Genomic DNA, 18,920 nt, shown 5'->3' on the forward strand with positions numbered 1-18,920 from the left:
TCAAAATCCCCCTCAGACCGCGCCGGACGCGCCGACCCATTCCCCTCCCCCTTGTGGGGAGGGGTTAGGGGTGGGGGGACTCCAGAACGCTGGCGCCTGGGATTCCCCCCCTCCCCACCACCCCCGCAAGGGGGGGGGGGAAGGGAGGGCGGCCTCAGCGCCATGTTCGTCTCGAACCTCATGCCTCACCGCGCCAGCGCCGCGACGCCGGGCAGTTCCCTGCCCTCAAGCCATTCGAGGAACGCGCCGCCCGCGCCCGAGACGTAGGTGAAATCCTCCGTCACGCCGGCCGCGTTGAGCGCGGCAACCGTATCGCCGCCGCCGGCGACGGAGACCAGCGTGCCGGCCTTGGTGCGCTCCGCCGCGGCGCGCGCGAGCGCGAACGTGCCCTCCCCGAACGGCGCGATCTCGAACGCACCGAGCGGTCCGTTCCAGAGCAGCGTCTCGCAGCGCGACAGCACGTCCACATAGTGCCCGACCGTTTTCGGGCCGACGTCCAGGATCATGCCGTCCTTCGGCACGTCGATGGTGATGACCGTCAGCGACGGCGCACCGGCCTCGAAGCGCTCGGCCACCACGAGATCCTGCGGCAGCACGATCTCGCAGCCTCTGGCCTTCGCCGCCTGCATGATCTCGTGGGCGGTCCCTACGAGATCGGACTCGGCAAGCGACTTGCCGATTTCGATCCCGCCGGCAAGCAGGAACGTATTGGCCATGCCGCCGCCAATGATGAGCTTGTCGACCTTGGCCGAGAGATTGGCGAGGACGGGGATCTTGGTCGAGACCTTGGCGCCGCCGACGACGGCCGCCACCGGGCGCTTCGGTTTCTCGAGCGCGGTGCGGAGCGCGTTGATCTCCTCCATCATCAGCGGGCCGGCGTAAGCGGGCAGCAGGTGCGCGAGGCCCTCGGTCGTGGCGTGGGCGCGGTGCGCGGCCGAGAAAGCGTCGTTGACGAAGATGTCGCCGAGCGCGGCGACCGCCTTCGCGAATGCGGGATCGTTCTTCTCCTCACCGGCATGGAAACGCGTGTTCTCGAGCACGATGATGCCGCCGTCGGGCAATCGGGAGATGGCGCCGGCCGCGGCATCGCCCGCGCAATCGGGCGCGAACGCGACGGGCTCGCCCGCGAGCTTGCCGAGCGCGGCGGCGACGGGCGCCAGGGAGTTCTCCTTGTCCGGGCCGGCCTTGGGGCGACCGAAGTGCGAGAGCACGATCACGCGCGCACCGCGGCTGGCGAGATCCTTGAGCCCCGGCACGACACGCTCGAGCCGCGTCGCATCCGTCACCACGCCGTTCTTGGCCGGCACGTTGAGGTCTGCGCGCACCAGCACGCGCTTGCCTTTGAGGTCCAGGCCGTCGGTGGTTTTGAGCTTGTCCAGGTTCATGGTGTCCGCGTGGAGTTGAGCGCGCAGTTATGTTCACACGTGTCTGGACTCCGGCCTTCGCCGGAGTGACGGGGAATGAGGGTAGACGGCCAAAGCGACTATGACGTCATCCCGGCGCAGGTCGGGATCCAGACACGCTTCAGTGCTGCATGACGGTCCCACGGCCAAAACGCACTCTAACCCTTTACAACGGCGCGGGCGGCCTCGGCGACCTTGCCGACGGTGAGGCCGAAGTGCTCGAACGCCTTCGGGCCCGGCGCCGAGACGCCGAAGTCCGAGAGCCCGATGAAACGGTCGCCGGGACGCAGCCATTCGTGCCAGCCCTGGGCGACAGCCGCCTCAATGGCGATGCGCGGGGCCTCGCCCAGCACCGCGTCGCGATAGGCCTGCGTCTCCTCCCGGAACAACTCGAACGACGGCAGCGAGACGACGGCAGCGTGGAGGCCCTCTTTCGCGAGCAGAGCAGCGGCCTCCGCCGCGAGCCCGACCTCGGAGCCGGTGGCGATCAGCGTGACGTCGCGCCTCCCCTCGCCGCCGCTCACGACGTAGCCGCCCTTGGCCGTTGCGTTCTCTGCCGCCGGGCCCGCGCGCAGCACGGTCGGCACGGCCTGGCGCGAGAGCGCGAGGAGTGTCGGCCGCGTCGGATGCGCGAGCGCGATCTCCCAGGCTTCCGCCGTCTCGAGCGCGTCCGCGGGGCGGATGACGAGCAGGTTCGGGATCGCGCGCAACGCCGCCAGGTGCTCGATCGGCTGGTGCGTCGGGCCGTCCTCTCCGAGACCGATGCTGTCGTGCGTCATGACGTAGATCACGCGCTGGCGCATCAGCGCCGCGAGGCGGATCGCCGGGCGGCAGTAGTCCGTGAAGACCAGGAACGTGGCGCCGTAAGGGATGAATCCGCCGTGCAGCGCGATGCCGTTCATGGCCGCTGCCATGCCGTGCTCGCGCACGCCGTAATGGATGTAGTCGCCCGCAAAGCTGCCAGGCCCGACCGCCGTGTGATGCTTGGTGCGCGTACCGTTGGACGGCGTCAAGTCCGCCGAGCCGCCGAGCAGTTCCGGCACGGCCGGAACCAGGTGCTCGAGGGTGAGCTGCGACCAGACGCGGGTGGCGCGCTTCGCCGTATCGGCGGCGAACTGCGCTTTGGCGGCGGCGATCGCGTCGGCGATGGCCGTCTCGCGCGAGCAAGCGACGGGCGTCTCGAAGGCGGCTTTCGTCCCGGCGGGCGCCTTGGCGAGGCGCTGCTTCCAGGCGGCATTCTCGGCCGCGCCCCTGGCGCCCAGCGCGCGCCAGGCCGCGAGGATCGGCTGCGGGATCTCGAACGGCGCCGCGCTCCAGCCGAGCTTTTCGCGCGCGCCCTTGATCTCCTCAGGCCCGAGCGGCTCGCCATGCGTGGAGGATTTTCCGGCCTTGGTCGGCGCGCCGTAACCGATCACGGTCTTGCAAGCGATGAGCCAGGGCGCGGACGCATCTCCGCGCGCCTTGGCGATGGCGGCCGCGATGGCCTTGGCGTCGTGGCCGTCGACGCGGATCGTGTTCCACCCCGAAGCCTTGAAGCGCGCGACCTGGTCGTCGGAGACCGACAGGCTGGTCGGCCCGTCGATCGAGATCGAGTTATCGTCCCACAGCACGATGAGCTTGCCGAGCTTCAGATGCCCGGCGAGCGAAATCGCCTCCTGGCTGATGCCCTCCATGAGGCAGCCGTCGCCAGCGAGGCAATAGGTGCGGTGATCGACGAGATCGTCGCCGAGGCGCGCGTTGAGCAGCCGCTCCGCGAGCGCCATGCCGACCGCGTTGCCGATACCCTGCCCCAGGGGACCGGTGGTGGTCTCGATGCCGGGCGCATGGCCGTGCTCGGGATGGCCGGCCGTCTTCGCTCCGAGCTGGCGGAAGGACTCGAGGTCACCGATGTCCATCTCCGGATACCCGGTGAGGTAGAGCAGCGCATAGAGCAGCATCGAGCCGTGGCCGGCGGAGAGCACAAAACGGTCCCTGTTCGGCCATGCGGGGTCCTTGGGATCGAAGCGCAGCGCTTCGGTAAACAGCACGGTCGCCACGTCGGCCATGCCCATCGGCATGCCGGGATGGCCGGAGTTGGCCTTCTGCACGCCGTCCATGGCGAGCGCGCGGATGGCATTCGCCATGTCCCGCATGCCCACGGTTGCCGGATTGGTATCTGCTGCCTCGCCCATTCTCGTCCTTCCCGCTGTGCCGTGGGCACATTTAGCGGGGGTACGGGGCGGCGTCTACCTCGCACTGGCCCGGCGAGCACCCCGCAGAGACAGGCGCGGCGCAACGCAAAATCGCCGCACTCTCAGGACGATCGCTCGTTCGCGGGCACCTCCGCGGGCGGGGCCGCCTTTTGTGCCGACGGCAGAGGTTTCACGGGCCGTGCGGCGGCCCTGGCATCCGCCGCCTCGCGCGCCTGCTCCTCGGCGTCCTCAGCGAACAACTGCTCGAGCGTCGCCACATCGCTTCTCGCCTTGGCCTGCAGCTTCTCCACGTCGCTGTAATGGGCGTAGTCCTCCATCAGGCGGCGCTCGTCGTGCGCGCGGAAGGTCTCGATCACGCGGTCGCTCTCGCGCTCGGCGTAGCCGAGGCCGACCAGGATCTCGCGCGTCGTCTCGAGGGCCGACAGGAACGTCTCGCGCTGGATGCTCGTGACCCCGACATCGAGCAACTGGTGGGCATGGTTGCGGTTGCGGGCACGGGCGAAGATCGGCACCTCGGGATGGCGCGTGCGGACATACTCGGCGGCGCGGAGGGACGCTTCGATATCGTCGATGGCGATGACGAACGCGCGCGCCTTGCCGATTTGCGCCGCCTCCAGGATCTCGGGGCGGCTCGCGTCGCCGTAGAACGCCCGCGAGCCGAACTTCTGCACGAGGTGCACCTGCTCGGACGAGATCTCGAGCGCGATGAATGGGATTTTCTTGCCGCGCAGAATACGCGCCACGATCTGCCCGTAGCGGCCGAAGCCGGCGATGACGACATGCTCGTCCTTGGCCGGAAGCATGTCGTCGTAGGCGGGGAGCCCGTCGGGACGCCGCCGCTCGGTCACGATTTTCTCGAGCTGCAGGAGAAGCGGCGTGGCCGCCATCGAGATCGTGACGACGAGGATCAGGAGATCGCTCACCGGGTCAGACAGGACATTGGCCGCCACGGAGGCCGTGAGCAGGACGAACGCGAACTCGCCGCCCTGGCTGAGGAGCAGCCCGAGGCGGCGCGCGGCGCGTGGCTCGAGGCCGGAGAGGCGGCCCAGCCCATAGAGGATCAGCGTCTTCGTGACGACGAGCGCCGCCGCCAGAAGGAGCACCTTGCCGGGGTTGGCGAGCAGGATCGTCAGATCCATCGACATGCCGACGGCCGTGAAGAAAAGACCGAGCAGGAGCCCCTGGAAAGGTTGCAGGTCCGCTTCGAGCTGATGGCGATAGGAGCTTTCGGCGAGAAGAGCGCCCGCGATGAAAGCCCCAAGCGCCGCCGAGAGCCCCGCCATCTGCATCAGCATGGCCACGCCGACGACGGTCAGCAGCCCCGCCGCCGTCATGGCTTCCTTGACCTGAGTGCGCGCGACGAGCCGCAGCATCTTGTCGAGCGCGAAATGCCCGATCAGGACCACCGATACGATGGCCCCGACGCCCCGCGCGGTCGCCGCCAGATCCATGCCCCGGGACGCCTCGGCGACGGTCGTCGCGAACAGGGGCACGAAGGCGATCAGCGGGATGGCGGCCAGATCCTGAAACAGGAGGACCGCGAAGCCCAGCCGTCCGTGCCGCGTAGCGAGGTCGCCCTGCTCCTCCATGAGTTGCAGCGCGAATGCCGTGGACGAGAGAGCAAGGACCAGGCCGACGAACAGCGCCGTTTTCGCGCCAAGGCCCGCGACCGCCGCCGCGGCCGCCAGGACGAGCCCGGTCAGGAGGACTTGCGCGCCGCCGAGCCTGAAGATGGCGTTGCGCATCGCCCAGAGCCGCTTCGGGCGCAGCTCGAGCCCGATCAGGAACAGGAGCAGCACGATCCCGAACTCCGACAGCTCGAGGATCTCGTGGGCGTCGTACGCCGTGAAGAAGTGCCGGAAGACGTGGGGTCCGAGCAGGATACCCGCCAGCAGGTACCCGAGCACCGTGCCGATGCCGAAGCGGCGCGCCAAGGGCGGCGCGATGGCCATCGCAGCCAGCAGCAGGACGACCTCGTAAAGCGTAACGTGTGGCATCTTTGACCGGGCGGACGCGACGGGATCGTTCTATCTTCACAGGCCGGACGCGGCGGCGTCCACTGTCAATGGCACCCGACTTCGCTCTTTTTTTTTGAGATCCAGCCGCGCCTCTCTCGCGTACGGGGCGGAAATGGGTGAGCCCAGGCCATGACTTTGCGCGCCCCCGAGCGCACCACTGGCTTGGCAGCGAGGTTCAGGTATGCTCCGGGTACGCGATGAGGGGCACGCCCGGCGGTCTCTCGCTGTCAAAGCTCCGAGGACGATGGCTGATCTCCTGCAACGAGTCGCCGCGAACGGCGACGTCGAGGCCTTCAAGGCTCTCTTCGAGACGTACGCCCCGCGCGTGAAATCCTACATGCTGCGGCAGGGTGCGGACCCTGCCACAGCGGAAGAGCTTGCGCAGGAAACCTTGCTCGCCGTGTGGCGCAAGGCGGCGCTCTACTCCGACGAAAAAGGCAGTGCGACAACGTGGATCTTCACGATCGCACGCAACCTCCGCATCGACCGGCTGCGCAAGGAGGTCGCCTGGCAGCCGCTGCCCGAAAACAACGACGAGCGGGCCTCCGAGGACCCGGGACCGGACGAGGAGCTCTCGGAGCGCGAGCGCGGCGAGCGCGTGCGCGCCACGCTCGCCGAGCTGCCGCCGGACCAATCCGAAGTGGTCAATCTGGCGTTTATTGAAGGGTTGTCGCACAGCGAGATCGCCAAGCGACTTGGGTTGCCGCTCGGGACCGTGAAATCGCGCATGCGGCTCGCTTACCAGAAGATCCGCGGCGCGCTCGAGGACTTGAGATAGATGACGATCACGCATCACCCGGACATCGCGACGCTCATGTGCTGCTCGGCCGGGAGTCAGCCGGAGGCCTGTGCCGCCGTCATCGCGTCGCATCTCGCGGTCTGTCCCCAGTGCCGCGCAGAAGCGCGCAAAATGCAGAAAATCGGCGTGGCGCTGTTCGATTCACTCGAACCTGAAACCGTCGCCGTTCCTCCCCCCGTCGCGACCATGCGCGCTGCCGAGGCCGACACTCCCGAAAAGAGCGAGCCGTGCGTGCTGAGCGCGGGCGAGATCCCGCAGTTTCTCGTCTCCTGCGTTGGCCCGTGCCTCGACAGGATGTCGTGGGATCCGGTCGCGCGCGGGCTCTGGACGCACGCGATTGCCCTTTCACCGGGGGCTTGCGGCGATCTGCGCCTGCTCAAGGTCGAGCCGGGCGCCGCCTTTCCCGATCATACGCATGTGGGATGGGAGCTGACGCTCGTGCTGCGCGGAAGCTACAGCGACGAATTCGGCACGTTTCTTCCGGGCGACGTCGCCGACCTCGACGAGGACACGCACCATAATCCGGTCGCCTGCGCGCAGAATGGTTGCATCTGCCTGATGGCGAGCGAGCACAAGCACCCGTTGTTCAGCGGCGCCGACCGCGCGAAATGACCTCGGCCGCGCTTCGCTAGGGTCTTTCCGATTTGAATGGAAACACGTCAGTGCGAGCAATCGGCGTGTCTGGATCCCGGCCGTCCATGCGGAGCATGGCTTTCGCCCGTCCATGAGTAGCATGGCTCCGCCATGATTCCAGGATGACGTTTTAGGTGTGGGAACGCGGCAGCCCAAACTCACCGTCACTCCGGCGAAGGCCGGAGCCCAGACACGCTTCGTGGGCCGAGGCGCCAGCTCCACTGAAACGGAAACTCGCTAGGACGCCGCGCGGTTTTTGGTGAGCGCATCGAGCGCCATCAGCTCGCGCATCAAGGGCTCGAAATCCTTGAGCGGCAGCATGTTCGGCCCGTCCGACGGCGCGGTGTCGGGCGCCTCGTGGGTCTCGATGAAAAGGCCCGCAACACCGACCGCCACCGCCGCGCGCGCGAGCACCGGCACGAAGCGGCGGTCACCGCCCGAGCTGCCGCCGAGCCCGCCCGGCTGCTGCACGGCATGCGTCGCATCGAAGATCACCGGCGCGCCGGTCTCGGCCATCTGCGGCAAGGCCCGCATGTCGACCACCAGCGTGTTGTAGCCAAAAGAGGTGCCGCGCTCGGTCAGCAGCACGTTCGGGTTCCCCGAGCCGACGATCTTGGCCACCACGTTCTTCATGTCCCACGGCGCCAGGAACTGGCCCTTCTTCACCTTGACGGTGCGCCCGGTTTTGGCGGCCGCGACCAGCAGGTCCGTCTGGCGGCAGAGGAAGGCCGGGATCTGCAGCACGTCGGCGACGGGCGCGACCAGCGCGCACTGCTCCTTCTCGTGCACGTCGGTGACGACGGGCAGGCCCAACGTCTCGCGGATCTCGGCGAACACGTCGATGGCGGCGTCGAGGCCGATGCCGCGCCGGCCGGAGAGCGAGGTGCGGTTGGCCTTGTCGAACGACGACTTGTAGACGATCCCGAGGCCGAGGCGGCCGGCCGCCTCCTTCAGCGCGCCGGCCATCTCGAGCGCGTGGGCGCGGCTTTCCATCTGGCAGGGGCCGGCGAAGACGACGATGGGCGCGTCGTTGGCGACCGTATGCCCGCCGATGGCGACGCGCGGGTTGGGCTTCAGGGAGTCGGGCTGGTTCATGGGGCCCTTATAACGGCTTGCGGCGCGGAGTGGGAGAGCACCGCGGTCATTCTCCCTCCCCATCTCGCCGAAGGCGAGTCTCCGACTCGACGTGGGAGGGGTCGGAGGTTAGGGGATCCCGACAGCAACTGTTCTGCAGTCTCCCCTCCCGGCCTCCCCCACAAAGGGGGAGGAGACGTCGCAAGCTTGACGCTTGCGCGTCAGGTTTCTACACCCACATCAGGGCATTGCGGCGCCGGCCCTTCCGGCGCGCTCACGCCCCCGAGGCCCGCGCTCCATGCTCGTCCTAATCGATAACTACGACAGCTTCACCTACAATCTCGTCCATTTCCTGGGCGAGCTCGGCACGGCGAGCGAGGTGATCCGCAACGACAAGGTCACCGCCAACCAGGTGATCGCCATGAAGCCCAAGGCGATCGTGCTCTCGCCCGGCCCCTGCACCCCCAACGAGGCCGGCGTCTGCCTCGATCTCATCGCCAAGGCGGGGGCCAAAATCCCGATCCTCGGCGTCTGCCTCGGGCATCAGTCCATCGGCCAGGCCTACGGCGGCAAGGTGATCCGCGCGCCCGAGCCGATGCACGGCAAGCTCTCGACCATCACGCACAGCGATACCGGCGTGTTCAAGGGCCTGCCTCCCCGGATCGAGGTGACGCGCTACCACTCGCTGATCGTCGAGCGCAAGAGCCTGCCGGACTGCCTCGAGGTCAACGCCGAGACCGAGGACGGCATCATCATGGGGCTGATGCACAAGACGCATCCCGTGCACGGCGTGCAGTTCCACCCCGAGAGCATCGCCTCCGAGCAGGGACATGCGCTCCTCGCGAACTTCCTCGACATGGCTGGCCTCAAGCCGCGCCGGCGCGATGCGGCATAGGCGGCAAGGCTGGAACCGATGAGCGGCGCGGCGGGGGTGAGGACGGTTCTGCAAAGGGTCGCGGCCGGGGAAACGTTCTCGCAGGAGAGCATGGCCGAGGCGGTCGAGGCGCTGACCGCCGAAGGCACGCCTGCACAGATGGCGGCCTTCCTCATGGGGCTTCGCGTCCGCGGCGAGACCGTGGACGAGATCACGGGAGCCGCACGCGCCATGCGGGCGCGGATGACCGCCGTCACCGTGGCACCGGGCGCGATCGACATCGTCGGCACGGGCGGCGACGGCCACGGCACGTTCAACGTATCCACGGCGGCAGCCCTCGTCGCGGCGGGTGCGGGCCTCAAGGTCGCCAAGCACGGCAACCGCTCCGTCTCGTCGCTGTCGGGCGCTTCCGACGTGCTCGCCGCGCTGGGGGTCAAGCTCGACTGCGGACCGGAGGTCATCGCGCGCGCAGTGGACGAGGCCGGCGTTGGCTTCCTGTGGGCCCCGCACCATCATCCGGCCTTCAAGGCCTGGGCGCCGGCACGCGCCGAGCTTGGCGTGCGCACGCTGTTCAACCTCCTGGGCCCGGTCTGCAACCCCGCAGGCGTGCGCCGCCATGTGATCGGCGTGTTCGCCCACGCGTGGGTAACACCGGTCGCCGAGGTGCTCCGGGCGCTCGGGTCGGAGCGCGCCTGGGTCGTCCATGGCTACGACGGGCTCGACGAGCTGTCGACCACCGGGCCGACGGCGGTCGCCTGCCTCGACGGCGGCACGATCACGACCTTCGAGGTCACGCCCGAGGATGCCGGGCTCGAGCGCGTTACGCTGTCCGAACTCAAGGGGGGCGACGGCGCGCGCAACGCCGAGGCGTTGAAGGACCTGCTGGCCGGAGCTCTGGGCCCCTATCGCGACATCGTGCTGCTCAACGCGGCGGCGGCGCTGATCGTCGCGGGCCGCGCGGAGAGCCTCCGCGAGGGCGCCGCGCTCGCGGAAGAGGCGATCGCCTCGGGCCGGGCGGCACGGGCACTCGAACGGCTGGTCGCCATCAGCCAAGGCACGCGGTGACCAGGGCATTTTGACAGCGCGGCGCGCCCGTCGGCGCGTGCTATCCTGGGCTGCGCATGCCGCGGCTTGACCCTCGCGGCCCTGGCCGCTAGAGCGTTTTCAAGCGAAGTGGACACCACTTCGCGTTAAGAAAACGCGTCAAACCAAAAACATAGAGCAACCCTTCCTGGCGCTCAACCCGAAGCTCACATGGCCGACATTCTCGAAAAGATCACCGCCTACAAGCGCGAGGAAGTCGCTGCCGCCGAGGCGGCGCGGCCGCTCCAGGTCATGGCGGAATACGCGCGTAGCGCGCCGCGCGTGCGCTCCTTCGCGGCGGCGCTCGAAGCGAAGCATCGCGCGGGCGAGACGGCGCTGATCGCCGAGATCAAGAAGGCGTCGCCCTCGAAGGGGCTCATCCGCGCGGATTTCGATCCCCCCGCCCTCGCGCGCGCCTACGAGGCGGGCGGCGCGGCGTGCCTGTCGATCCTGACCGACGGCCCGTCGTTCCAGGGCGCGCCGGAATTCCTGACGCGCGCGCGCGAAGCGGTGTCGCTGCCCGTGCTGCGCAAGGACTTCATGATCGATACCTACCAGGTGGTGGAGGCGCGCGCGTGGGGCGCGGACTGCATCCTCATCATCATGGCGGAGGTGGACGACGCGCTCGCCGCGGACCTCGCCGGCGCGGCGCGGGACTGGGGCATGGACGCCATCGTCGAGGTGCACGACGCAGCCGAGCTCGACCGCGCGCTCAGGCTCGACTGCCGGCTGATCGGCATCAACAACCGCAACCTCAAGACCTTCGAGACGACGCTCGCCACCACCGAAGCGCTGGCGCCGCGCGTGCCGAAGGACCGCATCGTGATCGGCGAGAGCGGCATCTTCACGCCGGCCGACATCGCGCGCCTCAACCGCGTCGGCGTCGCCACGTTCCTCGTCGGCGAAAGCCTGATGCGCCAGGCCGACGTGACGGCGGCAACGCGCGCGCTGCTCACACCGGAGGCCGCATGATGCGTGGATCGAGAGAGCACGCCGTTTTTCCCCTCCCCCTTGTGGGGAGGGATCAGGCGTGGGGAGAATCCCTACGGCCGCCGTTCTGGAGCCCCCCCCTCCTAGCCTCCCCCACAGGGGGGAGGGAACGACGTTGCGAACTCCGCAGAGGTCGCGCATGAGCAAGCTCACGCATCTCGACGACGCGGGCCGCGCGCGCATGGTGGATGTCGGCGCCAAGCAGGTGACGCAGCGCACCGCCGTTGCCGAGGGCTTCATCGCCATGACACCCGAGGCGCTCGATCTCGTCGTCTCGGGTGGCGCGGCCAAGGGCGACGTGCTCGCGGCCGCACGCATCGCCGGCATCATGGCCGCCAAGAGGACGAGCGAGCTGATCCCGCTCTGCCATCCGCTGGCGATCACGAAGGCCGCCGTGACGTTCACGCCGGAAGACGCGCCGGCCGGCCTGCACATCCGCGCCGAGGTGAGCGTCGGCGGGCAGACCGGCGTCGAGATGGAGGCGCTGACGGCGGTCTCGGTCGCGGCGCTCACGATTTACGACATGCTGAAGGCGGTCGATCGCGCCATGGAGATCGGCGCCGTCCGGCTCGTCTCCAAATCGGGCGGCCGCTCGGGCGACTACGTCGCACCGCCGCGCACGCACGCCGGGAGCCCGAAACGATGAGCCTGCTTCCGGTCGCCGAGGCGCTCGCGCGCGTGCTCGCCGAAATTCCCTCCCCCGCCGAAGAGGTCGTGCCGATCACCGAAGCAGCCGGCCGCGTGCTGGCGCGGGACCTCACCGCCAGGCTCACGCAGCCGCCGTTCGCCGCCTCCGCCATGGACGGATATGCCGTGTTCGGCAACGGCGCTTGCGCCGTGGGCGACCACTGGAGGGTCATCGGCGAGTCGGCCGCGGGGCATGGCTATGCGGGCCAGCTCGGGCCGGGCGAGGCCGTCCGCATCTTCACGGGCGCGCCGGTGCCCGCGGGATCGGGCACGGTCGTGATCCAGGAGAACGTCTCGCGCGACGCCGACACGATCGCAGCCACACACCCGACCGCGGCCGGAGCCAACATCCGCCACGCCGGCAACGACTTCTCCGAGGGCGACGTGCTGCTCGCACGCGGCCGGCGGCTCGATGCGCACACCGCCACGCTCGCGGCGGCGATGGGATACGGCGAGGTTCCGGTGGCGCGCCGGCCGGTGGTGGCGCTTCTCGCCACGGGCGACGAGCTCGTGGCGCCTGGGACGCCGCCCGGACCGAGCCAGATCGTCTCCTCGAACCCCGTCGGGCTTGCAGCCCTCGTCACGGAAGCCGGCGGCGTGGCTCGGCCGCTCGGCATTGCACCGGACCGCCTAGACGCACTCACCGCGCGCATCGCGGAGGCCCGCGACGCGGACGTCCTCGTCACCATCGGCGGCGCGTCGGTGGGCGACCACGATCTGGTCGGGCGCGCGCTCCAGGCCGAAGGGATCGATCTCGCGTTCTGGAAGATCGCGCTGCGCCCCGGCAAGCCGCTGATGTTCGGGAGGCTCGGCGCGACGCGCGTGCTCGGGCTGCCCGGCAATCCCGTCTCCGCGCTGGTCACGGCGCGTGTGTTCCTGGTGCCGCTCGTCCGGGCGCTCCTCGGCGAGACCGGCGACGCGCGGGTGAGCGAAACGGCAATCCTCACGCGACCGCTCGAAGCCAACGGGCCGCGCCTGCATCTCATGCGCGCGACGCTCGGACGCGACGACACGGGGGCATTGACCGTCACGCCCCTCAACTCCCAGGACAGCTCCCTCCTCAACGCGCTCGCACGCGCCGACTGCCTGATCCGGCGGACACACGACGCGCCGGCAGCCGCGGCCGGCGAGCGCATCGAGATCGATCGGCTTTAAGGGAAAGCGTCGCGCGATTGTCCGCGCGTGAGCCTTCGGTCCCGTCGAAAGACGGGAGCGCGGTTCCGCTTGGCTTACAGGCAAACGCTCCTCAGAGACCGGTCGCGCTCGGCTGGCGCAGCTCCTCCACGGTCAACGGGCGCACGGCATAGATGCGCTCGCCCGGCACCGCGCCCGCGCGGTTGCGCGCAAAGGACATGGCACGCGCCATGTGGGGGATCTCGACGTTCATGAAGCTCGACGCCGTAAGGTCGTGCTCCGCATACTGGGGCATGATCTGGAGCCGCCAACCCGCAATCGTATTCATCTCGTGCCCTCGACAGGACTCTGTTTGGGGACATAACTGCACACGGGCCGGGACCGCGCCATGGCAATGCGCCGCTACCGTAAAATTTGACCATGCGCGGGGATTTTCCAACCGGGCTTGCAGAACCTTGTAAGAACGATTAGGGTACATTCACGATTTGTTTTAGGTGAGTCCCCCTCACTCCAGGTTGCGGCGCCATCGGTGCCGCGGACTCCGGGGCGGGGTGGGACGGTCGAGGGGCGACGGCGCCGCGATCCGCAAAAATCGAAACGGCACTCGGCCTTTGCGTATCGGGCCGCACGGGAGGCACCATGCTGACGTCGAAGCAGAAAGAGCTGCTGCTCTTCATCCATGAGCGCATGCAGGCGGACGGCGTGCCGCCCTCGTTCGACGAGATGAAGGATGCGCTCGATCTCAAGAGCAAATCGGGCATCCATCGGCTGATCACGGCGCTGGTCGAGCGCGGCTTCATTCGCCGCCTGCCACACCGGGCGCGGGCGATCGAGGTCTTGAAGCTGCCGGAAACCTCGACCGTGGCGGTGACGGCGGCGTCGGTCTCGGCGGAGCCGCGCCGCATCGGGTTCCAGCCGAGCGTCATCGAGGGCGCCAAGGTGCGCAACATCGCGCTCCCGCCCTCGCACATGGTGGACAGCCGCACCGTCTCGGTGCCGGTCATGGGCCGCATCGCGGCAGGCGTGCCGATCTCCGCCATCCAGAACCATACCCACGACATCGCCTGCCCGCCGGACCTCCTGACCAACGGCGAGCACTTCGCGCTCGAGGTGAAGGGCGACTCGATGATCGAAGCCGGCATCCACGACGGCGACACGGTGATCATCCGCCGCTGCGACACGGCCGAGAACGGCGACATCGTCGTGGCGCTCGTCGAGCAGGAGGAGGCGACGCTGAAGCGCCTGCGCAAGAAGGGCTCGACCATCGCGCTGGAAGCCGCGAACCCCGAGTTCAAGACGCGCATCTTCGGCCCCGACCAAGTCGACATCCAGGGTCGCCTCGTGGGTCTCATCCGGAGATACTGAGAAAGAGCTATCGAAACCTGAGCGCCGGCGTGCGCAACCTTCCGCCCGGCCGCGGCGGCTGCAGCCGGTCCGCCGCTATCGCTCGATGCAGCAATCCTTCTTCGGACATCCTCGTGGGCCCGAATACGCCGGGCTAGCGCTTGTTCAGATCATATGGGCGCGGTTGGCGTGCTTGGTCGTCCTTGTTCCTCCCCCGTCATGCCGAAGGCATGTCTCCGACATGACGCTAGGAGGGGGGCCAGGGTCTTTCCGACATAGGTGGAGGCATGGCCGTGCGAGCAATCGGCGTGTCCGGATCCCGGCCGTCCATGCGGAGCATGGCTTCGCCATGACGCCGGGATGACGTTGAAATCGGGCAATCGGATCGCCACCAATAATTCGTCACTCCGGCGAAGGCCGGAGTCCAGACACGCTTCCGTACACCGAACCCCTGTTTCCACCTGAAACGGAAACACTCTAGGAGGGGGGGGATTGCAGACCATCAGCCGTAGGTCCCCCCTTCTTCCGCACGCCGAGTCGGAGGCTCGCCTTCGGCGAGATGGGAGGGGAATGGCGTTTCGAGTCATAAGATCTGAACATGCTCTAGCCGGTGCGTGCGGTTCGGCGGCCCCCGCGCTGCCCTCACGGCATCGGCGCGCGGAAGACGCGGAGATCGAGCGCCTTGATCCGGCTCCTCAGCGTATTGCGGTTGAGCCCAAGGAGCTCGGCAGCCCGGATCTGGTTGCCGCGTGTCGCCGCCAGCGCCGCCGAGAGCAGCGGCTGCTCGACCTCCCGGATCACCCGGTCGTAGAGCCCGGGCGGCGGCAGCTCCTTGCCGAAACCGGCGAAATAGTCCGCGAGATAGCGCTCCACCATCTCCGCGAAATCCTTGGGCTCGCTCTCGGGGGCCGCGCTGCGCTTCGGAGGCTCCGCCTCAGCGAGCTCGTGCTCGATGATCTGCTGCGTCAGCGTGTCCTGCGTGTAGAGCGCTCCCACGCGGCGCACGAAGTTCTCGAGCTCGCGCACGTTTCCGGGCCACGGGTGCGTCTTGAGCCGCTCGATGGCTGCCGTCTCGATGGATTTCTGCCCGAGGCCCTCGCGCGCCGCCTGACGCAGGAAATGGCGCACGAGATCGCCGATGTCCTCGACGCGCTCGCGCAGCGGCGGCAGCCGGAGCGGCACGACGTTGAGGCGGTAGTAGAGGTCCTCGCGGAAGAGCCCCTGCTGGATCTGGCTCCTGAGATCGCGGTGCGTGGCCGCGACGATGCGCACGTTGGTCTTGATCGGCGTGCGCCCGCCCACCGTCGTGTACTCACCCTGCTGCAGCACGCGGAGCAGGCGCGTCTGGGCTTCGAGCGGCATGTCGCCGATCTCGTCGAGGAACAGCGTGCCGCCCTCGGCCTGCTCGAAGCGGCCCGGCGTGCGCGTCTGCGCGCCCGTGAACGCCCCCTTCTCGTGGCCGAACAGCTCGCTCTCGATCAGCTCGCGCGGGATGGCCGCCATGTTGATGGCGACGAACGGGCCGGCCCGCCGCTTGCCGTGGTCGTGCAGCACGCGCGCGACGAGCTCCTTGCCCGTGCCGCTCTCGCCCTGGATCATCACCGTGAGATCCGTCTGCGTGAGCCTGGCGAGCGCGCGGTAGATCTCCTGCATGGCCGGCGAGCGGCCGATCAGCGGCAGCTCCTCGCTGTCCATGTCGGCCGCGACCGCCCGCGGCCGCCCGTTCGACCCGGCGAGCGCGCGGCCCACCACCGACACGACCTCCGAGAGATCGAACGGCTTCGGCAGGTACTCGTAGGCGCCCTTCTCGGCCGCCGTCAGCGCCGTCATCAGCGTGTTCTGCGCACTCATGACAATGACGGGCAGCTCCGGCCGCACCTTCTTGATGCGCGGGATGAGGTCGAAGGCGTTCTCGTCGGGCATCACCACATCGGTGATCACGACGTCGCCCTCGCCCTGGCTCACCCAGCGCCAGAGCGTCGCCGCGTTTCCCGTCGCGCGCGGCACATAGCCTGCCCTGGCGAGCGCCTGGTTCAACACGGTGCGGATGGCGGTGTCGTCGTCCGCGATGAGGATGGTGCCACGGGCCATGGTCCTACCTGCTCCTGTCGTTGACGGGGATCGGTCGCTGCACCGGACCGGCTCTGGAGCCGCGCTCCTGCAGCGGCAGCAGAACGCGGAACACCGTCCGGCTGGCCTCGCTGTCGCATTCGATGATGCCGCCGTGATCGCCGATGATCTTGGCGACGAGCGCGAGGCCGAGCCCGGTGCCGTTGTGCTTGGTGGTGACGAAGGGGTCGAAGAGATGCGGCTTGAGATGATCCGGAACGCCGGGCCCGTTGTCCTCGATCTGGATCATGAGCGGCAGCGTGATGCGCTGGTCCGCCCCCGGAACCGAGAGCCGCACGCCCGGCCGGAACGAGGTCTGCAGGACGATGCGCCCCTGCCCGTCCCTGTTCTTGCCGATCGCCTCCGCCGCGTTCTTGATGAGGTTGAGCATCGCCTGCACGAGCTTGTCGCGGTTGCCCGGCACCGGCGGCAGCGAGGGATCGTAATCCTCGACGATGCGGATGCCGCGCGCGAAGCCGGTTTCCGCGAGCCTGCGCACGTGGCTCAGCACGTCGTGGATGTTGACCGGCTCCTTGGCGAGCGGCCGCTCGTCACCGAACACCTCCATGCGGTTCACGAGGTTGCGGATCCGCTCGGTCTCCGAACAGATGAGCTGCGACAGCACGCGATCCTCGTCGGAAAGGTTCTGCTCGAGGAGCTGCGCGGCGCCCTTGATGCCCGACAGCGGGTTCTTGATCTCGTGCGCGAGCACGTCCGCCATGCCCGAGACCGAGCGCGCCGCCGCCCGATGCGTGAGCTGGCGCTCGATCATCTGCGCCATGGTGCGCTGCTGCAGCATGACGACGATCAGCGGCCCGCCTTCGCCCGTAGGACCCGCATACACATCGACCAACTTGGGGTTGGCGAACCTCGGGCTCGCCATCTCGACGCCGTACTCGTTGACCGTCGCACCGCTCTCGCGGACCTGCTCCACGAGCGCCAGCAGCGGGCAGCCGAACGCGACCACGTCGTCGAGCCGCATCCGCGTCATCATCGGCGCGCTGGTGGAGAGGAACGCCTCCGCCGCCGCGTTGCCGTAGACGATCCGGTTGCCGTCGCCGATCACGAGGATCGGATGCGGAAGCGCCGCCAGGAGCGCGTCGTACTCCACCGCCGGCTTGCGGATCGGGATCGGACGCTCGGCGGCTCTCCTCGTCACGCGGCCTCCTCCAGCACGCCAGGCCCGATCGCATCGCGCTCGGGCGCGTCTCCGTAAAATGCATCCAGCAGCGCCAGCGCCCGCACGGGGTCGTCCTCCGTGCACAGCCGCCGTCGCCAGAGCTTGCGGGCCTGCGCGCGATGCCCGCTCGTCTCGATGTACCAGCCCATGTGCTTGCGCGCGTTGCGCAGCCCGAGCGCCTCGCCGTAGTGGGCCAGCATCGCCTCCACGTGCGCGCGCGCGATGCGCCCCTGCTCGGCGAGCGTCGGTGCCTCCACCGCACCGGACCCGGCGAGCGCCGCCGCGATGCGCCCGGGCAGCCACGGTGCACCATAGGCGGCGCGCCCGATCATGACGCCATCCGCGCCCGACGCGGCGAGCGCGGCCCGCGCGTCTGCGGCCGTCGCGATGTCGCCGTTGACGATCACCGGAATGCCGACCGCGTCCTTGACGGCCCGGACCGCCGGCCAGTCGGCCGTGCCCTTGAAGAACTGCTGGCGCGTGCGCCCGTGCACGGTGATGAGCTGGATGCCCGCGGCCTCGGCGCGGCGCGCAAGCTCGGGGGCGTTCAGCGAGCGCTCGTCCCAGCCGAGCCGCATCTTGAGCGTCATCGGCACAGAGACGGCCCCGACCACGGCTTCGATCAGCGCCAGCGCGTGATCAGGATCGCGCATGAGCGCCGAGCCCGACGCCTTGCCTGTCACCTCGCGGGCGGGACAGCCCATGTTGATGTCGACGACATCGGCACCCATGGCTTCCGCGATACGCGCGCCCTCCGCCATCCAGCACGCTTCGCACCCCACGAGTTGCATCACGAACGGAGCCAGCCCCTCGCCTTCGGCACGGCGCAGCACATCCGCCCGCTTCCGGGCGAGCTCCGCACTGGCCACCATCTCGGACACGACAAGCCCGGCCCCGCCGGCGTGCACGAGACGGCGGAACGGCAGATCGCTGACCCCCGTCATCGGCGCGAGGAAGACCGCGTTTTCGAGAGTCTGAGAGCCGATCCTGATCCGGGCCAAGAGCGAGAGCTCCCTCTCTGTTCTGAAACCTGTTTGCCTATAAATCGAGCAGATACTTTATATGCCTTCTATTTGGGCACCGTAGTCCGGATCGGGACATCGCGCAAGACCGCCGCACAGCCTTCCGATGGCCCCCCCTGCTTGCCCAAATGCCGCGCCGCGGGCTAAGTCCGTCCCGACGCGCAATTAAGGTCTGGATTCTGCCGTGACAGCCGCCGCCCTGATCGTCGCCGCCGGCCGCGGCACCCGCGCATGCCGCGAGGAGACCGCGCCCGGCCGGCATGCGCCGAAGCAGTACGCGCTGCTGGCCGGCCGGCCGGTGCTCGCCCGCGCCATCGCCGCCTTCGATGCCTGCCCGGCCATCGGCACCATCACCGTCGTCATCCATCCCGACGACCG

General features: G+C 68.9%; 17 protein-coding genes. 9 read left to right on the top strand and 8 right to left on the bottom strand.

The annotated features are described in order from the left end of the window. Positions 1-185 precede the first annotated feature (185 nt). The 3 genes from V7082_RS03885 to V7082_RS03895 all read right to left on the bottom strand — a co-directional run bounded on the left by V7082_RS03885 (position 186) and on the right by V7082_RS03895 (position 5,592). A complete protein-coding gene (locus V7082_RS03885) occupies positions 186-1,385 on the bottom strand; it encodes a phosphoglycerate kinase (protein WP_334146308.1) in 1,200 nt (399 codons plus the stop codon). A 176-nt stretch (positions 1,386-1,561) separates the two neighbouring features. Then, positions 1,562-3,574: a transketolase gene (tkt, locus tag V7082_RS03890; RefSeq protein WP_334146309.1), complete on the bottom strand. Its 2,013-nt coding sequence runs from the start codon at positions 3,572-3,574 to the stop codon at positions 1,562-1,564. 122 nt (positions 3,575-3,696) lie between these two features. Then, positions 3,697-5,592, bottom strand: a complete 1,896-nt coding sequence (locus tag V7082_RS03895; RefSeq protein ID WP_334146310.1) for a monovalent cation:proton antiporter-2 (CPA2) family protein — start codon at positions 5,590-5,592, stop codon at positions 3,697-3,699. Between the two features lie 265 nt (positions 5,593-5,857). Between V7082_RS03895 and V7082_RS03900 the strand changes: the two genes are divergently transcribed. Then, positions 5,858-6,391: a sigma-70 family RNA polymerase sigma factor gene (locus tag V7082_RS03900; RefSeq protein WP_334146311.1), complete on the top strand. Its 534-nt coding sequence runs from the start codon at positions 5,858-5,860 to the stop codon at positions 6,389-6,391. After that, entirely contained in the window at positions 6,392-7,024 is a 633-nt protein-coding gene (locus V7082_RS03905) for a ChrR family anti-sigma-E factor (protein WP_334146312.1), read from the top strand. Positions 7,025-7,282: 258 nt separating this feature from the next. Here the strand turns inward: V7082_RS03905 and kdsA are convergent, their stop codons facing one another. After that, the gene (gene kdsA / locus V7082_RS03910; protein WP_334146313.1) at positions 7,283-8,140 is read right to left on the bottom strand and encodes a 3-deoxy-8-phosphooctulonate synthase; all 858 of its coding nucleotides are present in this window, start codon (positions 8,138-8,140) and stop codon (positions 7,283-7,285) included. 277 nt (positions 8,141-8,417) lie between these two features. Here kdsA and V7082_RS03915 point away from each other — a divergent pair, with 277 nt between their 5' ends. From V7082_RS03915 to V7082_RS03935, 5 genes are all read left to right on the top strand, one after another. Next, entirely contained in the window at positions 8,418-9,014 is a 597-nt protein-coding gene (locus tag V7082_RS03915) for an anthranilate synthase component II (RefSeq protein WP_334146314.1), read from the top strand. Between the two features lie 18 nt (positions 9,015-9,032). Then, on the top strand, positions 9,033-10,058 hold the full coding sequence (trpD, locus tag V7082_RS03920) for an anthranilate phosphoribosyltransferase (RefSeq protein ID WP_334146315.1): 1,026 nt from the start codon (positions 9,033-9,035) through the stop codon (positions 10,056-10,058). 189 nt (positions 10,059-10,247) lie between these two features. Beyond that, on the top strand, positions 10,248-11,048 hold the full coding sequence (gene trpC / locus V7082_RS03925; RefSeq protein ID WP_334146316.1) for an indole-3-glycerol phosphate synthase TrpC: 801 nt from the start codon (positions 10,248-10,250) through the stop codon (positions 11,046-11,048). A gap of 157 nt (positions 11,049-11,205) precedes the next feature. Continuing rightward, on the top strand, positions 11,206-11,712 hold the full coding sequence (moaC, locus tag V7082_RS03930) for a cyclic pyranopterin monophosphate synthase MoaC (RefSeq protein ID WP_334146317.1): 507 nt from the start codon (positions 11,206-11,208) through the stop codon (positions 11,710-11,712). Further along, complete coding sequence (locus tag V7082_RS03935) at positions 11,709-12,908, top strand: molybdopterin molybdotransferase MoeA (protein ID WP_334146318.1); 1,200 nt, start codon at positions 11,709-11,711, stop codon at positions 12,906-12,908. Before moaC ends, V7082_RS03935 begins: the two co-directional genes overlap by 4 nt. A 91-nt stretch (positions 12,909-12,999) precedes the next feature. Here V7082_RS03935 and V7082_RS03940 read toward each other — a convergent pair whose 3' ends face one another. Then, a complete protein-coding gene (locus V7082_RS03940; protein WP_334146319.1) occupies positions 13,000-13,215 on the bottom strand; it encodes a hypothetical protein in 216 nt (71 codons plus the stop codon). 311 nt (positions 13,216-13,526) lie between these two features. Between V7082_RS03940 and lexA the strand changes: the two genes are divergently transcribed. Continuing rightward, positions 13,527-14,252 (top strand): transcriptional repressor LexA, encoded by a 726-nt coding sequence (gene lexA, locus V7082_RS03945; RefSeq protein ID WP_334146320.1) that lies wholly within the window; start codon positions 13,527-13,529, stop codon positions 14,250-14,252. A gap of 621 nt (positions 14,253-14,873) precedes the next feature. On the opposite strand, the gene ntrC is transcribed toward lexA, so the two are convergent. The 3 genes from ntrC to dusB are packed head-to-tail and all read right to left on the bottom strand — an operon-like array spanning position 14,874 to position 18,512. Continuing rightward, positions 14,874-16,322 (bottom strand): nitrogen regulation protein NR(I), encoded by a 1,449-nt coding sequence (ntrC, locus tag V7082_RS03950; protein ID WP_334146321.1) that lies wholly within the window; start codon positions 16,320-16,322, stop codon positions 14,874-14,876. Between the two features lie 4 nt (positions 16,323-16,326). Continuing rightward, positions 16,327-17,499 carry a two-component system sensor histidine kinase NtrB gene (locus V7082_RS03955; RefSeq protein WP_334146322.1) on the bottom strand — a complete coding sequence of 391 codons (1,173 nt, stop codon included), beginning with the start codon at positions 17,497-17,499 and terminating at the stop codon, positions 16,327-16,329. Continuing rightward, a complete protein-coding gene (gene dusB, locus V7082_RS03960; protein ID WP_334146336.1) occupies positions 17,496-18,512 on the bottom strand; it encodes a tRNA dihydrouridine synthase DusB in 1,017 nt (338 codons plus the stop codon). Before dusB ends, V7082_RS03955 begins: the two co-directional genes overlap by 4 nt. Before the next feature lie 214 nt (positions 18,513-18,726). Here dusB and V7082_RS03965 point away from each other — a divergent pair. After that, positions 18,727-18,920, top strand: a 194-nt coding sequence (locus V7082_RS03965) for a 2-C-methyl-D-erythritol 4-phosphate cytidylyltransferase (protein ID WP_334146323.1), incomplete at its 3' end; no start/stop codon positions are given.

It is taken from the genome of Hyphomicrobium sp., from assembly GCF_036833075.1.
In the GTDB taxonomy this organism is placed as follows: domain Bacteria; phylum Pseudomonadota; class Alphaproteobacteria; order Rhizobiales; family Hyphomicrobiaceae; genus Hyphomicrobium_C.